Raw genomic sequence first — 19,440 nt, 5'->3', positions numbered from 1 at the left:
AAACTACAATATTAATAATAAAAAAATGTTAAATATCCAAAAGGTGAGTGTTTCTTATGAAAAACCAAGTAAATTTAGTATCTAAGGCAAAAAAACAATTAATTAAACTAAAATATATAGAAATTAATATTAAAAGTCGTTGTTCAATTCGAAACATGATTGTGAATGATGTTAATTTATCGCTTGATTGCAAATATGATGATGATGATTTTGCATTTCCAACTTTTCTAGCCAATTACCTTCACTACGGCTTCAATCCTAATCATATTGAAAGAATTATTAGTTTAAATTATAAACAAGAAGATTATGTTTATAATTTAAAACTAGAAGATATCCCAAAAAGTGTGTTTTTTTCCAAAAAACTCAATAAATTTCATTTTTATAATGATATTAGGTGTTTAATTGGCGGTTGAGCAAACAATGAATATTGTGATAAAAATGGAAAAGAAAATCTTGATCTTATCTCTGAACTTTATTCTTCATATTATTTATACGATGGTAAAGGTTTTGAAGAGGTTGTTGTTGTCTTTGAAAACTTTGATGATATTGAAAAATGCGAATTTTCAATCTCTTATCCGGTTATCTTTTCAAAAATATTTAAATCAAAAACCGAATTAAGAGAAATTGAAGCTTTAATTATTAAGGAAATTCAGGAAAGTGTTCCTTATGCAAAACCAAAAAATTTAGCAAATTACCACGAAAAAATCTTTGATTTTTTATCAAATAAATATGAATATAGCGCAAAGTTTGTAGATATAAATAAAGCATATTTAGGACAAAATGTAGAAAATACCTACAATTTGTTATTAAAAGAGAATTATAATTTTGACGAAGAAATGCAAATCGAACCAATTCAAAATGTATTTACTTTTGAAACTTATGAAAATTTGCTTAAAAAATTTGAAAAATACGGGGTTAAAAAGCTTAATTTAAACATTGAAAATCGCGATAAATTCATTCTTAGTTGATTTGATAAATTTGGCCCAGAATATCGAAAGTATTGTATCGAACTTTTTGGTAAAGTCGGCCAAACTTATTATGATCATGCGAATAATTGGACAAATAAAATCGAATTAATTTATTTGTTGCAAATTTTATTTGGTCCTAAATATTGAGTTGAAGATTGAGATTTTTATTATCCTACTGAACCTGATTTTTTTATTCTGCCAAGCTGAGCAAAATTAAAACTTGAAAATTTCGAAATTTTTTACCTTGGCGGACAAGAATATGGTCTTTTTGATGAAATAATTGAACAATTTGACTCAAAAAAGCCAGTTTTTTGATTTCAACCATATTACAACTCCGCCTATGGGGGCGGCGATGCATGAATTTTGCCAATTGCATTGAAAAATTTTATTTTATTGTATGTTGATGGTGAAAAAATTTATTACTGATTTGGCCATTCAAATTTATATGATGATATTTATGGAGGTAAATACGAAATTTTAAAATATTATTTCAAACAAAAATTAGTCAAACTTGAACAAGATATTTTTCTTCGTGATGGCAAGGATCCAGCCTTCTTTGTTTCTAGATCGCCAAGGCAAATCGATTTAGATAAAAACGTGATGGAATCATCTATGGAAGAATTAATTTTATATCGGGATGCGTTGAATAAATATCTAAAAGAAATAGACCATGAATTTCGGTTTTTTAGACGCTTTCTAGAAAATACTAATTTATATAGCCAACAAGAAAAGGAATTAATTTTACAACAACACCTTATCTATTCTTCAGATAACGATGATAAAACTAAATATTATAATGAAATTGCAAGAGTAGATTTTCGCGGTTATAAAAGCAAAAAATTTATTGAGATAGAAGGGGAATCGTAGATCTTTTTGTTAATTAATAAATTTAATGATAAAAGATTTAAGTTTATTTTTAAAATTCATAACTTGTTTTTCATTTTTGTCTATTTAAAAATAGCAATTTTGATAGTGAATTTATGTTTGGTTGCAAAAATGTTACGAGTTTGATATCAAAGAAAATCTAATCGACAATTGCTAACCATACATAAAAATATATTTTCCCAGTTATCATGTAAGGAGAGTAAGAATGATAGGGAAAAAACAAAAGGGCATAGAGAAGTAATTTATACCAAGAGAAGAAATGTTAAATGTTGAAAAGGTGCATTTTTTATATGGAGAAGCAATTAGATTTAGTAACCAAGTCAAAAAAACAATTAATTAAACTAAAATATATAGAAATTAATATTAATAGTCGCTGTTCAATTCCAAACATGATTGAGGACGATGTTGATTTATCGTTTGATTGTAAATATGATAATTTTCCATTTCCAATTTTTTTATACAATTACCTTAACAACGGCTTCAATCCTAATCCAATTGAAAGAATTATTAGTTTAAATTATAAACAAGAAGATTATGTTTATAATTTAAAACTAGAAGATATCCCAAAAAGTGCGTTTTTTTCCAAAAAACTCAATAATTTTCATTTTTATAATGATATTAGGTGTTTAATTGGCGGTTGAGCAAACATTGAATATTGTGATAAAAACGGGAAAGAAAATCACGGTCTTATCTCTGAGCTTTATTCTTCATGCGATTCATACGATGGTAAAGGTTTTGAAGAGGTTGTTGTTGTCTTTGAAAACTTTGATGATATTGGAAAATGCGAATTTTCAATCTCTTATCCGGTTATTTTTTGAAAAATATTTAAATCAAAAACTGAATTAAGAGAAATTGAAGCTTTAATTATTAAGGAAATTCTGGAAAGTGTTCCTTATGCAAAGCCAAAAAATTTAGCAAATTACCATGAAAAAATCTTTGATTTTTTATCAAATAGATATGAATATAGCGCAAAGTTTGTAGATATAAATAAAGCATATTTAGGACAAAATATAGAAAATATCTACAATTTGTTATTAAAAGAGAATTATAATTTTGACGAAGAAACCCAAATCGAACCAATTCAAAATGTATTTACTTTTGAAACTTATGAAAATTTGCTTAAAAAATTTGAAAAATACGGGGTTAAAAAGCTTAATTTAAACATTGAAAATCGCGATAAATTTATTCTTAGTTGATTTGATAAATTTGGTCCAGAATATCGAAAATATTGCATCGAACTTTTTGCTAAAGTCGGCCAAACTTATTATGATCATGCGAATAATTGGACAAATAAAATCGAATTAATCTACTTGTTGCAAATTTTATTTGGTCCAAAATATTGAATTGAAGATCTAGATTTTTATTATCCTGATGAACCTGATTTTCTTATTCTGCCAAGCTGAGCAAAATTAAAACCTGAAAATTTCGAAATTTTTTACCTTGGTGGACAAGAATATGGCCTTTTTGATGAAATAATTTCCCAATTTGACTCAAAAAAGCCAGTTTTTTGATTTCAACCATATTACAAGTCCGCCTATGGGGATGGTGATGCATGAATTTTGCCAATTGCATTGAAAAATTTCATTTTATTGTATGTTGATGGTCAAAAAATTTATTACTGATTTGGACATTCAAATTTATATGATGATATTTATCAAGGTAAATACGAAATTTTAAAATATTATTTCAAACAAAAATTGGTCAAACTTGAACAAGATATTTTTCTTCGTGACGGCATGGATCCGGCCTTCTTCGTTTCTAGATCGCCAAGGCAAATTGATTTAGATAAAAATGTGATTGAATCATCTATGGAAGAATTAATTTTATATCGGGATGCGTTGAATAAATATCTAAAAGAAATAGACCATGAATTTGGGTTTTTTAGACGCTTTCTAGAAAATACTAATTTATATAGCCGGCAAGAAAAAGAATTAATTTTACAACAACACCTTCTCTTTTCTTGAGATAATGATGATAGAACTGAATATTATAATGAAATTGCAAGAGTAGATTTTCGCGGTTATAAAAGTAAAAAATATCTTGAGATAGAAGGAGAATCCTAGATTTTTTGTTAATTAATAAATTTAAAGACAAATAATTTAAGTTTATTTTTAAAATTCTTAACTTGTTTTTTACATTCTTATTTATTTGAAATATATGTTCTTGAAATATATTTTTTTTACCAGACTAATAAGAAATTCAAATAACTAGTTATTTTCTAGTAATTTATTGATCTTTTTTTTAGTAAAATAAAAAAAATTTTGTAAAATTAAATCTAGTTGATCAAAACTGACCTTTGAAAGGAAAAAATGACATACCAAAATTATCTTGAATTACGACTAAAACAACAAAATGAAACTAAAAGTCTACGTTCAGTTTTAATTATTGACGGACATGATGAACGGGCAATTCAAGCCGCTCAGCAATTAAAAGCTAAAAATTTAGTTAGACCAATTTTACTTGTTGACGAATTGTATGAGAATCTTGAAATCGACCAATATTTAGTTGACGAAGAAGAAAAACAAACTTTTATACAGCAATTTTTAAAAATCCGTAAAAACAAAGAAACATTAGAATCAGCTGTTGCCCAATTTGATTCTAATGCATTTTACGGGACAATGCTCCTTCGAAACAAAAAAGTTGACGCTGTAATAGGCGGACTTAATTATCCAACTGCAGAAATTCTTCGAGCTGCATTCAAAATTATCGGACCAAAACCAGATATTAAAACAATTTCTTCCGTAATGATAATGCATCGAGGTGATGAAAAATACTTATTTAGTGATATTTCGGTAAATATTTTACCAAACGAAACTCAGTTAGCCGATATTGCTAAAAACGCACTTGACTTTGCAATTCAACTTGGATTTGACCCTAAACCGGCCTTTTTATCATTTTCAACAAAAGGATCAGCCAAATCACCTCAATCTGATGCCGTATCAAGAGCTGTAAAAATGTTCAATGCGACCTCACCAATTGAAGCTTATGGTGAAATTCAACTAGATGCAGCTCTTGACTATAAAGTACGTCGCCAAAAATACGGTGAAAATGTTGCTACAAATGCTAATGTTTTAATTTTTCCAAATCTTGATGCCGGAAATATTGGCTACAAAATCGCTCAAAGACTTGGTGGCTTTGGGGCAATAGGACCAATAATCACCGGAATTGCCGCTCCTATTAATGATTTATCACGTGGAGCAACGGTTGAAGATGTTTTTTACACCGCACTAATTAGCGCACTTCAAGTTGAAAAGGACAAATAATGAAGAGTAAAATTTTAGTTATAAACGCTGGTTCATCCTCAATTAAATGACAAATTTTTGAAAAAGATACATTAGATTTGCTCGGAGTTGGTCTAATCGAAAGAATTGGACTTCAAGAAGGCAAAATCAAAATGACATTTGACGAAAAAAGCTACAACTTGAGCAAAGATTTTCCAACTCATTCTGACGCATTAGAGAGTCAAATTCAACTTTGAAAAGAGAATAATTTAGTCCAAAACCTAGAAGAATTTGAACTTGTTGGATTTCGAATTGTTCACGGGGGCGCAAGTTTTAATGCTCCAGCTCGCCTTGATGATTCAGCAATAGCAAAAATTGAAGAAGCAGCAAAATTTGCACCTTTGCACAATCCAGGGGCGCTTGCAACTATTAGTGCTATTAAAAAATTACTTCCTTGAGCAAAATTATCAGCAAGTTTTGACACCGCTTTTCACGCAAGTATCCCTAAAGTTAATTACACATATCCAATTAATACCCAAATAGCAAACAAGTACGGAATAAGAAAATACGGATTTCACGGCATTTCTCACAAATATATAACAACACAAGTTGAAAAAATCTATAATTCTGATTCAGTTAATTTTGTAAACATGCACATTGGGAATGGGATTTCTTTGTGTGCTGTTAAAGATTCGGCTTCAGTTGATACTTCAATGGGAATGACACCACTTGCAGGTGTTGCCATGGGAACACGAAGTGGCGATGTAGACCCCTCAATTTTAACCTACCTAGGCACAACAGCTCATTTTTCCTTCACTGATTTAGACACACTTTTAAACAAACAATCAGGACTTTTAGGACTTTCAAACGTTTCTTCTGACCTTCGGGATGTGATTTCCGCCGCAGACAACGGTAATCAAGATGCAAGTTTTGCCCTTGAAGTTTATGTGCAAAAAATTGTCGACTATCTAATTAATTATATTAATAAGGTTGGTAAAAACATTAAAGCTTTAGTTTTTACCGGTGGAGTAGGCGAAAATTCAGCACTAATTCGCGCTTTGGTAATTGCAAAAATTCAATTACCAAAGTTGAATTTACTTCTTGATCAAGAACTAAATTCAAGACCAATTCCAGAATTTGGCGCTATTGAAAAAATTTCAGCACCAGAATCAGATCTTGACATTTTCGTAATCAAAACAAACGAAGAACTGTTAATAGCAAAAAACACGCTCAAAGTTTGAAACTAACCTTTATTAAGTTTTGAAAGAACCCATAATAAAACCAAAGTATTGATATTATACAATATTTTTATTTTGATCCAAGCATTTTTTTAAAAATTTTGTGCGGATTAATTTTGGCTAGTTTTCCAGTTTGATGAAATAATCTTAAAAAAGTGTCCTGGTTTATTATTTGGACACTTTTTAACTTTTTTAACAAACTCAGAAAAAATAACTGTCAAGAAAAAGCACTAAATTTTAAATCTAACACTCACGAATGCAAAATCTACTTATTAATAAAATAAGCAAAACTAAAAAAAGCTAAAATTTTACCTTAAAAAGCAAAATTATGAAATTTTTAAACTACTTTTTTAGCTAAAACACTGCAAAAAATCAATTTATGGATACACTGACAAAAACCATAAAAAATACAACTACTATTTAAACTCAATGCAAATAGAAAACTCGTTTTTATTTAAATTGAGCCTAAAAAAATATGTGAAGTTTTGAAAGAGCCATAATTAAAAGCCATAAATTTGTAGATTTCTAAACGGTTAAATTTATGGTATACCATCATATTTAAAAACATAATGGAAAATTCGCATTTTCTAATTTTTTATAACAAAAAACATAACTAATCCCTTTAATTCAAAACAAAATTTATTAATTATTCTTAGTGAGTCTTATTATAACAGAATTTTTTCTTAGACCAAGCATTTTTTTAAAATTTTTTTGCCTAGTAATTTTTGCCTAAAATCTTTGATTACTAAAAATATTTTTCTATTTTCTTTTGATCTTAAAGTATTTTGCTACAATTAGGTCATACCTATCGAGATATTACTAAAATGTTTGATTGCTAAAAATATTTTTTTTATTTTCTTTGGATTTTAAAAAATTTTATTATAATTAAGACATACTATTGAAATATCTAGTAAAGTCTAAAATTTATTTTACCTATCTATTTTTTATTTAAAGAAACAAAGTTGAAATAATTTCAAGCTTTGTTTTTTGTCATAAATAGACAAAAAAATGGTAAAATTAAAACAAAATCTGTATTATATAAAAAGAGGAGTAATTATGGCTGAAAATCTAACAAAAAAAGAGAAAAAATTAATGAAAGCAACTAAAAAACGTGCAATCATACTTTCATTGCTTGCCTTTGGTGGTCTTAGTATTGGTTCACTCAGTTTTCTTCCTTTCCTTTTAAAGTCTTGAAATACACTTCAATATAATATTGTTGATTTTAAACATATTAATCGTGATAATATTGGCTATGAACTTGAATTTGCCCTAAGTGATTTAGATTCATATAAACTAAATTATCAAGATTTAAATGTTGACTTTACAGCTGATGAGCAAGGAAAAGACGTAATTGTTTCACACAAAGCCATTTATGATGAATTTAGTCGAACTTGACGGCTATCTTCTAATTATAACGGTCTTAGTTTTGGAAAAAGATACTATCTAAAAGTTTATCTTGATGATAAAAAGCAAAAAAGATTTTCTGCCAAAAAAGTAATTGCCTTTGGTCAAAATGTTACTAATTTTGTCGATACTCCGCCTGCAGTTTCAACAATTAACTTTCAAACCAAAACTCCTTCTAGTGCTTCAGTTTCACTAAAATTTGCCGACGAGGCTGCTAATCTTGAGGGCAAAAAAGTTGCCTTAGAGTATTATTATGTCCTAAAAAATCAGTCAGCACCCACTGATGTGCTCAGCAATTCCCAGGAAATTCACACTTCTTATGTTGATTCAGCGACCGTTAAAAACGGAGTGGCTGAGTTTAGCCTCGAAAATCTTCATCCGGGAATGGATTATAAAATTAGTGCAATTCGTTATGTTGACAGTTCTGCCCCAGCTAGTGATATTCCGCTTGTGCCAATGCAAAAAATTGCCCTAGCTCCCCAGATTAACTACGAACAAGACGCCCAAAAAGAAAAACTTTTTGAAGCAACAACCGGCAAATATAATTATCGTGCTGAGTCTTTAATTGACCAAAATTTAAGTTTTGACTCAAAAAGACTTACAGTTAATTTTTCAACTCTGGATTCAAGCCCTAATTTGGAAAACAAGCCAATCAAGCTAAACTATACAAATATTCAAACAGGCCAAAAATTTAGTGTCAGTTCATTTTTTGCTGCTAATTTAGCGAGCTTTGACCTAAGTAATTTAGCTCCAGGTTCTTCTTATCAAATCGAGAGTTTTGAGCTCGAGTCTTCAAAGGTTGAATTTGGCCAAACTTTCATTAAAAACTTTCATACCCCAGCGGCAATTGTTGAGTCCAAAATTGCTACCGGAGCGACTTTTTCCAAAGTTGACTTATCTGTTGTCTCAGTTGATAATTTAGAAGGAACTAAGGCCCATCTATATTTAGATGACAGTTCAATTTTGCCAGTTAGTGGTGTTTTTAGAAAAACAGATCAGCCAAATTCTTACCAAATTAGTTTTGAGCCAAAAGGTCTAACAAATAAAACAAAGTACGGTCTTAGCAGAGTTGTTTTTGACGCTCTGAGTCCAAATTCTGTTTTTGCCAAAAACAGAGATGGTTATGATTATTTAAATTTAGCTTGAGATAACAGTCTCGAGACTGGCTCACCAAGTCGTAATTTTATTACTTCAATTTCAGACCTAAAGACCTTTATTAAATTAGAGCCAAAAATTCTTGCCTCAAAAGTTGAATACACTTTTGGCTTTGGCTTAGATTCATCTTTTTTGAACGACAAAGAGCTTTATTTATACTATCGCAAAAAAGATGAACCCCAAAAAGTCTATAAATCAAAAGCAAGTATTCCTCAGGGTTCTGAGATTAAATTTGAACTTGAAAACTTTGAGAGCTCAACAACTTATAAACTTGAAAAAATTGTAATTTCTGACTATCCAGAGGTTGCTGTTGCAATCAATTTTGATCCTAACAAAAAAACACAGCAAAACTTACCTCTAGACGAGTTTTTTGTCAAATATTATGTGTCTGACATCAGTTTTGAAAACGTTGACCAGACAAGTGCGCGTGCTAAGGTAACAATTGCTGGAGACTTTAAGAATATCCAAGACACCAATTTAGACTTAAATGCCAAAATAGTCTTTGGTCAGCCAGGCTTTACTAATTTAACAGAAACAATTAACTTAAATCTTGCTAACTTGAAAAATTCAGTTCCTGTTGGGACTAACCCAATCCAGCACGAGTTACAAGATGACAAGCTTGTTATGTATTTTGATCTTAAAGATCTTGATCCTAAGACTCAATACCAAGTTGCTGATGTTGAAATACTCGGAAAAACTGATTTTTTTAGCTCAGAAGGAATTCTTGACTTAAATGCAAGATTTACAACCACCTTCCAAAAAGTTAAAATAATCGGAGCAAACTTTGAGTCAATTAGCCTAATAAGTGCTAATGCTTCAATTTATATTAATCCAAATTTCAACAGATATTTAAATGGCAAAAAATTTAATGCAATTTTTAAATCTGAAGACGGCCAAGAAGTTAAATCTCTACCTTTAGATACAACTGCAACTCCTGGCTACTCAGTTCTTGTAAATAATATCCTTTCAGTTAAACTAGAAGGCCTTAGCCCTGGGAAAAAATATACTTTTTTCAAATTAGATCCAGCCCCAGGCCAAGATGAGGCTTTTAATAATTTAGAGTATAAATTTATTAATCTAAACCAACAAGAAACTGATGACTTACCTTATTTTTATACTCTCAGTGATATTGCCTCAATTTCAGCCGAGCCTACCCAAGACAGTGCAAAATTGACAGTTAGCTTTACCACAAAAGATCCAAATTATAATAAAAGAGCAAATTCTTCACTAAAAAAAGCCGTTATTTTCCTTAAAAATAACGCAACTGGAACAGTTGCCTCAGCTCAGGCTGATGAGATAAAATTTGAAAACGGACTTAACCAAGTTGAATTTAATGTTGAAAATCTTGACAAATTAAGCCACTATACAGTTAGTGAGATTTTGCTTGACGGCCAAAAAATTGAGTTCAGTGAGCAATTAAAAGAAGAATCTGCCGCGCAGCGTAATTTTGCCACCGTAGCAAGTACAGCAAAAATTATCAAAGTAGTCCAAACTGCCCAGAGCCACAACAAAATGGCAGTTGAATTATCATTTGACCCAGTTAGTGATACTTTTTTAAACGGTGACAAAATTAAAGTTGTTCTTCAAAACTCAAAAGACAAAAAAACTATTGAGGCAAGTGGGACTGTTGATCAAAATTTAGTACTAAAATTAAATTTCGACAAAGAAGTTGAGGCTGGTTCAGAGTATTCAATTTTAAGTATTACCAACGAGACAAAAAATAAAGATATTCAAACTTCTGTTGGCTTTTTATTCCAAAAAAGTGTTGATAATTACAACCCAAATCTTGAAAAAACAAGTATTGCGTCTGAAAAATTCTACTCATCTCCTGAGCTAAAGACTTTTAGCGTTGTTTCAAACCAAAACGAAACTGTTAAAGTAAAGCTACAATTTGCCGATGCCCAAAAGTTATTGTTACAAAATGTTGCCGGTCAGAAAAAACAGCTAACCCTTTTAATAAAAAATACCCAAACTAATGCAATTGTAGCCTCAAGTACTCAAGCAGAAGAAAAAACCGGCCAAATTGAAGCTGAATTTACTTTTTCAAATCTTGACCGAGCAGTAAAATATGAACTAGTTTCAGTAAATGACTATTCTCGTCCTGATTATTTAATTTTTAAAGATCAGAAAAATTTTGAGGATGATAGTAAAAAAAGTTTTGTTGTAAATGTTGATAGTATTGAAGTTAAAAATCTTGTCTATTCAGATATTAAACAAAACTCAGTTAAGGCCGAAATTTATTTTGACCCAATTAGAGATTCTTATTTAGCAAACAAACAAATCGAAGTTGAAATAACTCCTGACGGCGATCCTGTTGCCCAATTGGTTACCGTTGATGCTTTGGCCCAGAGTTCAACAGCTAACACTAAAAAAACAGTTGAAATTAAAAGACTAGACGACGGACGGCTAAGAGCTGAAATTACTTTTGACAATCTTGCTGAAGGTAAAGACTTTAAAATTGCCGCTTTAACTTTAGCCAACAAATCTGATGTAAAAACAAATGAAGTGAATAAAGTAAGCGGTCCTAAATTTAAAATAGTTAATGATTTTCTAGCAAGTGATGCTACAACTTCAAGGGCTGCCGAAATTACTGCTGAGTCAAACCAAAAAACTCTAAAATTTGCAACTGACGTTGTTGTCTCAAGTATTGTATTTAATCCAGTTGATTCTACAAACGGAATTGACAAACAACAGTCAGCAAAAATTAAAGTTGAATTTTCTAACTCAAATAATGAAATACTAAAACTAAAAAATGACCAACTTGCAACATTGACTTTAATTAACAAACTAACTGGAAAAATAGTACTGGCTTCGGCAAAAATTAAGGCTGAAGAGTCAGTTGCTGGCCAAACTCCTAAGACTTCCGCTTCAGTTGAATTTGAATTTAATAATAATTTAGAAAAACTAACAAAATACGAAGTTAGTTCAATTTCTGTTGTTCGCCCAAATGGTATTTATTCAATTCCTTTTGCGGCAAGTATAGTTGATCAACCCAAAACATTTGTAACTCAATTAACCACTGTTAGTGTTAAAAATATTTCTTATGTTGATGTCTCAGAGACAAGTGTTGAACTTACAGTCTTTTTTGACTCAGTTAATGATGATATTTTAAATGAGCAATTTGAAGCTGAACTTGAATATGTTCTAAAAACTAAAGACACTGAAGTCAAAAAATCAAGCAAAGTTATTGTTTCGAATAACCAGGCTGTATTTACAATTGAAAATCTTGATGAGGCAAGTACTTATGAAGTTAAAGGCTTAAAATTATCAAAAAAAACAGTCACTCGAACAACCCGTTCACTTGGGCGTCGTGTTCGGCGTCAAGCTCCTGAGGCAAGTCCAGTTGCAAATAATATTAATGTAGTATTTGACAAAACTGAAGTTGAAGACAAACACAAAAAACTCTTTTCAACAAAGTCTTTAATTTCTGAAATTAAAATTGACAAAACTTTATTGGAACAAGAATTAGCAACAAAAATGCCTGACTTAACCCTAGAGCAAACCAATTTAACCGATACTCAAGCTGGTATTGAGCTTAAAATTAAAGATCCAAAACAATTTTTCAAAGATTATGTTAGCGGACCTAAAGCTTCTAGTGCAGCTGCAGACATTAAATTAGTTGTAAAGTCAAATCGTACCGGTGCAATTTCTCAGGCCGGTGCCCAAATTAGTTTTGATGAACAAAACAACGTAGCTACTGTTAAATTTTTATTAGAAGATTTAGAAAAGTATACAGTTTATTCAATTGTTGATATTTTTGTCAACGGCGTTCGCCTTGGATTTTTAAATACTCTTACTGAAAGCCAAAAAGAATTTGCAACAACTGCCCGGGACGTTACTCCTAATTATATTGCCCAAACTGAATTTAAACGTCATGGAGCGGTTCTAAGAATGGTTTTTGATATTAATAAAAACTGATTTTTAGTTAACAATAAAGTTAGACTAACATTTAAAAAATTCCAAGCCGCTGGTGCCGATGATCCTGATCTTAGTGTTGAGACAACTGTTGACCAAGATGGTCTTGCTGTTTTTCGAATTAATAAAGATAATCTAGCTGCTAAGGTTCCGGTAGGAAGTCGTTTTGAAATTTCAAAGTTAGAATTTATTCCAGATGTTGATCAAAACCAAAAAGTAGTTAAATTCTTCCCGCTAAACACAGTAACTTCAACTGATTCAACCAAAACACACTCAGCAACTCAGTCTTCAAATCTTGTTCCTTTGGCTCGTTCTCGTCGTAGTCTTAGTGTTTTTGACAGTTCTTCTTCTGGGGTTAGTTCATTCCAAGATAATTCTCAAGCTGCAGGGCAAGCAGGTTCTGTAGCTTCCCCGACTGCTCCGGCTCCTGCAGGTTCTCCTGCTGATTCTCCAGCGGCAACTCTAGCTAATACTAACTTTTTGAATGTAAATATCTCAACAAGTCCGCTTCAAGATCCAACAACACCTGCTTCAGCCCCAGCTCCTGCAGTTAAGACTACTTTTGATACAGCTTCATTTATTAGTGCAGTTGAAAAAGTTAATCTTTCAGGAACTAATGCTGAATTAAGAATTACATTAAATTCAACTTTATTATTAGATGCTCAATCACCAACAATTAAATTAAAATATATTGACATTACCGATGGTCAAGAACATAAGGCAGGCCTAATTGGTCGTCCTGCAGCAGGTTCAAGTACTTCGCAATATACTTTTAGAGCAAATAATTTAAAAACACTAAATTATTACCAAATTGTTTCAGTTAATTATGCAGATAATAACAATGCTGAACAAGTAATTGCCTTTGATGATAAGTCAGTTAAATACGAAGACAAACTATTTCGAACAACCCCGACAAGTTTTAGTGTTAAAAAAATTGAATCAGCTTATAATTCAAGCAAAAAAACTGCTAATGTTAAAATTACCCTTGATGATCAAGTTGCCCAATATTTAGAAAATTATACCGTTAGAGTTTCATACCAACGGATTGATAAGACAAATAGAAATACAACAACTTCAACTGTTAACGGAATTATTAATTCTGACTCAACTGTTAGCGTTGAGCTTACAGATAATTATACTAATGCAAATCAAAAAACACTAATTATACCGGAAGCTCATACAAGGTTTAGTGTTGATACTCAAACAAATACACTTTTAACTAAGCCGAATAATGTTGAGGGAAGCGTTTCTACCGAAGTTAAGAGAATTAATCAAAACAAATTATTTGAAACTTATAATTATAAAATCACAAAAGTTGAACTAGTTCAAAAGCCAAGCTCAACTTCTGGTCGGGCAAAACGAAGTGTAGCAAGCCCAAATCAAAATCTTGTTGATTTTAACTCAAATTACAAGTCTTTAGCAACTTTTGATAATGATACTTCACAAAGAAACAAAAAAATTAATGAAACATCAATTATTCAAACAAGTCCAATTGCCTTGTATGATCAGTTAATTTATGTTGAAGAAAAAGATAAGTTTTCAGGAATTGATGCAACAATTTATGCATACTTTATTTCTTCAGAAGATCTATCTGACCAAGATAGTGATAAAAATAATTTTAGGGTACAACTATACAATGAGTCTCTTAAAAAATATGAACAAATAAGAAAAGCTAGTTCAATTAAAAAATTAAATGAATCAAGAACACAAGCAGGTGCTTCACATTTTTATGTTGCTACTTTTGAAACTAACTTAAATAAAGCTTCACTTTACAATATTGAGTTTTTTGCTTATAAAGATCAAAAAATTGAACTCTCTGAGTATAAAACTAACAGAGTTGACAAAACTCAGTTTACAACTCCAGGAAAAAAAGCCTGACTTACTAATTTTTCCCAAGTTGGAGCCTATCAAGATACTGCAGCAAATGTTATTTTCCAATTTGACGAAAAAGACGAATATCTTTGAAGAAACAAACACAAAGTTGAACTTGAAATTACTGAAAAACTCGACCAGCCGGCTCAAACTCCTCCACCACGTAGAGGGTCTAGAGCCGCAACTCCTCCAGTAACTAAATTTAGTTTTATTCCTGATGGACCAATTTCACGAGTAACAATTGATAATATTAGTTCAAAAGATACTAGAACCCGAACTACTTTAGCCCCAAATAAAACTTACGAAATTACTAAATTTACAATTAAAGAAGCTACCTTACCAGTTCCTAGGGGAGGCAGAGTATCAACATCAAATTCTAGTTTAAGAATTAAAACTGTTGATACCCGAAATACAGTTAGACCAACAACTTTAGGCGCAGGTCAAATGGAAGTTGCCAAATTTGACTCAGTTGAGGTCAAAAAGGCTCCTAATAATCAAAAAATTCCATTTTTTGAAACTAAGGCTCAATTTGCATATCAAGAAGCAACTAATTTCTCTCAAGACGATAATACAGATGCTGACGGAAGATCAGCAACATTAGTATTTAATTTTAATAAACACTTTTTACAAATTCCAAGAAGTTTTGCAACAATTACTATTGTTCGTTCAGATGCTTCTACAGCGGCTCCGGCGGCAGGTACTGCTCCCGGAACTACAGCGGATAGAAAAGAAATTAGCTTTATTTCCCAAGAACAATATGACCCAACAAAAGGGACAGTTACTTTTAAATTAAATAACCTTGATAGATTCCACACTTATGACATTAAAAACTTTCAAATTGGTGGAGTTAAAATTGATCATTTAGCTAGTTCAACAAATTTAAAATTTACACCAACAGTTCAACAAATTTTCCTTGCTGACTTAGAGGTTACTGACTTAAAAACTGGGACTACTGGAACTAATACAACTCCAGGAAATACCGGAAGTTCAGGTTCTGCTCAAGCCTCAGCGGGGCTTAATCCTACAAAAGAAGACGGATCAAAAGTTTTTGGAAATGTAAGTCTTTATTTTGACAATGACAATTCATTTTTAGACGGTGCAAGATTTGATGTTAAAATTAAAAATAAAAATGATAATAGAGATATAACTACAATTCGAGATCTACCAGTAACTAAAGATCTAGCTAAAAAAGCAACTCCTTATAAAGTTGATATTGATTTAGCTCAACGCGCTCCAAATCAAATCCAACCAGGAACCAAAATTGGTTTTGAATTTACACTCAAAGGAGTTTCATCAACTACCGACCTTAAAGGTAGAAGACCTGAAGATATTGTTGTTGCCGTTCCTGAAAGACAATATAATTTAGAGTATGCTCCTAAACTTGAGTCAGAAGTTATTATTCCAACTGTTATTGAATCTTTAGTTGTGTCTAACCTTACAGATACAAGTGCAAAATTAAAAATTAAATTAAAAGGTGATCCAACTAACTTTGATCGAGTTGTTAACAACCCAGTTGTTTTATCTATCCAACCTGATCCAAACGGTCAAACAACAAGCAAAATTCCAATTACATTAATTACCCAATCACAGGTTACAACTTTTAAAGATAAGACTAGATTTGAAATTGAATATGATTTAGATAATTTAATTCCAAATCTCGAGTACAAAATTTTAAAACTTCAAGGTCAAGATCTTGAAATCCCTTTTGGTGAAGATAATTATAGACTTAAATTAGAAGGTTCTGGTTCTGCTCAACGAGAGGCTAGCACTGATGCTAAAGTATTTAAAACCTCATTTACTGAACTCTCACCTGAAAGAATTATTTTAACCCAAACACCTAGAAATTATAATACTACTAGCAACCCTCCTACTCCTAAACCTGAATATGTGCCTGAAAATTTAACCCTAAATTTAGATCCAGTTTCAATGTGATCACTAAATGATAAACAAATTAAAGTTAAATTTAAGCCACTAGGCCCTAATGGTACAGAATTAAAACAAGGAGATACTAACAACCAGGAAAGAGAATATGACTTTAATGTCAAATTTGATAGTTCCAAAAACGCACTTGTTGCAAGTCTAGACAACCAACAAGTCACCGATGCTCAAGATACTAATTTCTATCCTTCAACAACCTATAAAGTTACTCAAATTAAAACGGTTGAAAAAAATGGTGCAACCCCACTTACTTTAAATCTTGATGATACCCAAGCCGCTACTCCTAGCACTAATAATCTTCAGTTTACAACTCAATTAGCTCAGCCACCTTTGGTAAAAGCTGGAATTACTAATTTTTACAATCACTCAGGGAAAGAAGACACTTTTGAGCAAACTATTTACTTTGCTTTTGATGATCCTTACTTTGCAATTGATGAGTCATCAATGAAAGATTGAAAATTAATTCTTGAGGGAGTAGAGGATAAAGACAAAGGGAACAACTCCCAAGACGCACGAAGCTGAATACAAGTGGCAAAATATGAGCCAAACAATACAGGTTCATTAGTTGAATTATATAATCCGCGTGAGCTAATCGGTCCACCGGTTGAATATACTGAAAACCCTGAGGTACAACGACTTTTAATTGAAAAAGATGTTCTTGAACAAAAAATTAAAACAATTCAGAACGATATCCAAAACTTTGAAACTCAAGATGAAAAACGTATTGATTTACTTACAAAACTAGCAACCCCTAGTTTCCAAGCAGAATATAAACGTGAATTGATCGGCGAAGGTGTTCAAATTAAGAGAGCAATCGAAAACCAAAAGGCTGAATTAGAAAGACAAAAAAATGCACTTGACAACATTAGGTCTTTGATAGAATATCACAGAGAGATAGAACAATTAAATAACAAAACCATCACCGATAATCCTTATCGACGTTATTTTGCTTTTAGCCTAAAAGGCGATGCATCTTGGTTATCATATTACAAGATGCGTGTTGCCATTCAGTATAAATATTTTAGAGATAATGATAATCGATCACAATCAGTATTTTCAAAAATTATAAGTAATATTAATACTAATCAGACAGACAACAGAAACCCAGACCGTGAAGCCTATACTTCTACAGGTTCGCAAACTAATCAAGTCTCAAGAATTCAAACAATCGAACTTGATGATTTTGCCAAATATACAAACAGAATTTTGCTCAAAAAATCCGAAATTAAGCCACTAAACCAAATTGGCGCTTACATCGAAATGGAATTTGAAGATCCAAAAGGATTGTTGACCCCTTTAAAGGATCGATTTAGTAATGCAAATTTCACATCTAATAGCGATATTAACAAATGAGTTGAATTATCATCAAATATTAGATTCGATAATCAGCGAGAAATAATAAAAAATCCCGGTTCGCCGAATAATCAATTAACATATAAAGTAGATGCGACAAATGATGTCGGAACACTTCTTAGTCGCCCTACAAATCAATGAACAGCAGATAATTCAAATTCTTATAACCTTGATTTTGACGTAAAGGTTTATGATTATGATCTTAGAAATCCTTTTGGATCACTTTTAAGAAATCCTAATCAAAAATATGTTGATTTAGTTAAGCAAATTCCTAAAATTGTATACCCAAAAACTAGATTAAATGAAAATCATATCCGTAATAAGTTTTATACCCTTAGGCTTGCAAAATTCGAAGTTGATGATTCAAGCCTTACTAAGACTGTCAAAGTAGGTTTAATAATTACATATCATTATACTTCTATTGATAATTTTTCTAAGAAAATTATTTCTATTTATCCAAAAATTTTAAGTAACCTCCTTAATAGGTCAACTAATGTTAATGATTTTGAACCATTAGTCCCTACCTTCTCAGACAAAATAAATCTAACCTTTATGACTTCGCCAATAATTCAAAAAGAAGACCCATATTGAGGTAACTTTTGAGCAAATCCATCCGGAAATGTTTGGCATGGATCAGAAGTTAGAAAATATGATAAAAACACTCAAACACACCTAGTAATTGATGCCTTTCAAACATCAATTTTTCAAAAAATGTATAATGATTTTCACGACCAAGCTGCTCACCAAGTAAACCATTCTAATACTTTTTTTATTGGCCCAACTGGACCTGTTAAAACTCTTATTTCTAAGAATGGTAATAATGATCCAGGTAGTGCTGATTTTAATATAGCTGGTCAAATTTATGGAACACAGTATGCAGGTGAAGATATGAGTAATTGACTTACTAAACTTTTTCAAAAACAAACCACTCACCCTTTTGGTATAAAAAATGTTAGATATGAAAAAGATGCAAAATGACTAAGAATTGAATTTAATAGTCCAAAAAACAAAATTACTAGCGGTGTCAGACTCCAGGAAATCATGCCGACAGTTTCTTATGCAACTTTTGTCGATCAATCAGGTAAAATCTATTTGTTCGGTAATAAAAATGGCCTTCCTATTAGATTACAAGACGATATTAACGTTAATGACAGAACTCTTTGAATAAATTTAGCTCCAGCTAATTGATCCGAACATGAACTTCCAAAAGCTGGGACAAATTTAAATTTCATGGGTCTACTAGTTTTCCCTTATCTGCCGCCAGATTTTACCCAAAATCGTTTTTTACAGGGCGATGTTGGTGGTAATATTTATAAAGCAAATCAACAGTATAAAATCCATAATCTTTCTAATGGAAAATCACATAACTACCTATTGCCAGTAAAAGGCTATGATGGGCTCGAAGTTGATGCTGAAAATCCTTATTTTGTCCCATGGGTATCAAATGATGACGCCTGACTTAGAATTACTTATTAATCTAAACAACAGTTT

At 31.2% G+C, this 19,440-nt stretch carries 5 protein-coding genes; all 5 read left to right on the top strand.

All coding sequences use genetic code 4. The features are described from left to right. Nucleotides 1-56 precede the first annotated feature (56 nt). A complete protein-coding gene (locus QJQ40_RS02125; protein WP_282860994.1) occupies nt 57-1,835 on the top strand; it encodes a hypothetical protein in 1,779 nt (592 codons plus the stop codon). A 308-nt stretch (nt 1,836-2,143) separates the two neighbouring features. Beyond that, a complete protein-coding gene (locus tag QJQ40_RS02120) occupies nt 2,144-3,916 on the top strand; it encodes a hypothetical protein (RefSeq protein WP_282860993.1) in 1,773 nt (590 codons plus the stop codon). Between the two features lie 246 nt (nt 3,917-4,162). After that, complete coding sequence (locus QJQ40_RS02115) at nt 4,163-5,116, top strand: phosphate acetyltransferase (protein WP_010321441.1); 954 nt, start codon at nt 4,163-4,165, stop codon at nt 5,114-5,116. Next, on the top strand, nt 5,116-6,321 hold the full coding sequence (locus QJQ40_RS02110; protein ID WP_282860992.1) for an acetate/propionate family kinase: 1,206 nt from the start codon (nt 5,116-5,118) through the stop codon (nt 6,319-6,321). Before QJQ40_RS02115 ends, QJQ40_RS02110 begins: the two co-directional genes overlap by 1 nt. A 1,047-nt stretch (nt 6,322-7,368) precedes the next feature. Beyond that, nucleotides 7,369-19,425, top strand: coding sequence for a hypothetical protein (locus QJQ40_RS02105; protein WP_282860991.1), 12,057 nt, complete (start codon nt 7,369-7,371; stop codon nt 19,423-19,425). Nucleotides 19,426-19,440 lie beyond the last annotated feature (15 nt).

The organism is Mesomycoplasma ovipneumoniae (assembly GCF_030012565.1).
GTDB classification, from domain to species: domain Bacteria; phylum Bacillota_I; class Bacilli_A; order Mycoplasmatales; family Metamycoplasmataceae; genus Mesomycoplasma; species Mesomycoplasma ovipneumoniae_D.
This window is presented reverse-complemented; position numbering and strand designations above follow the sequence as displayed.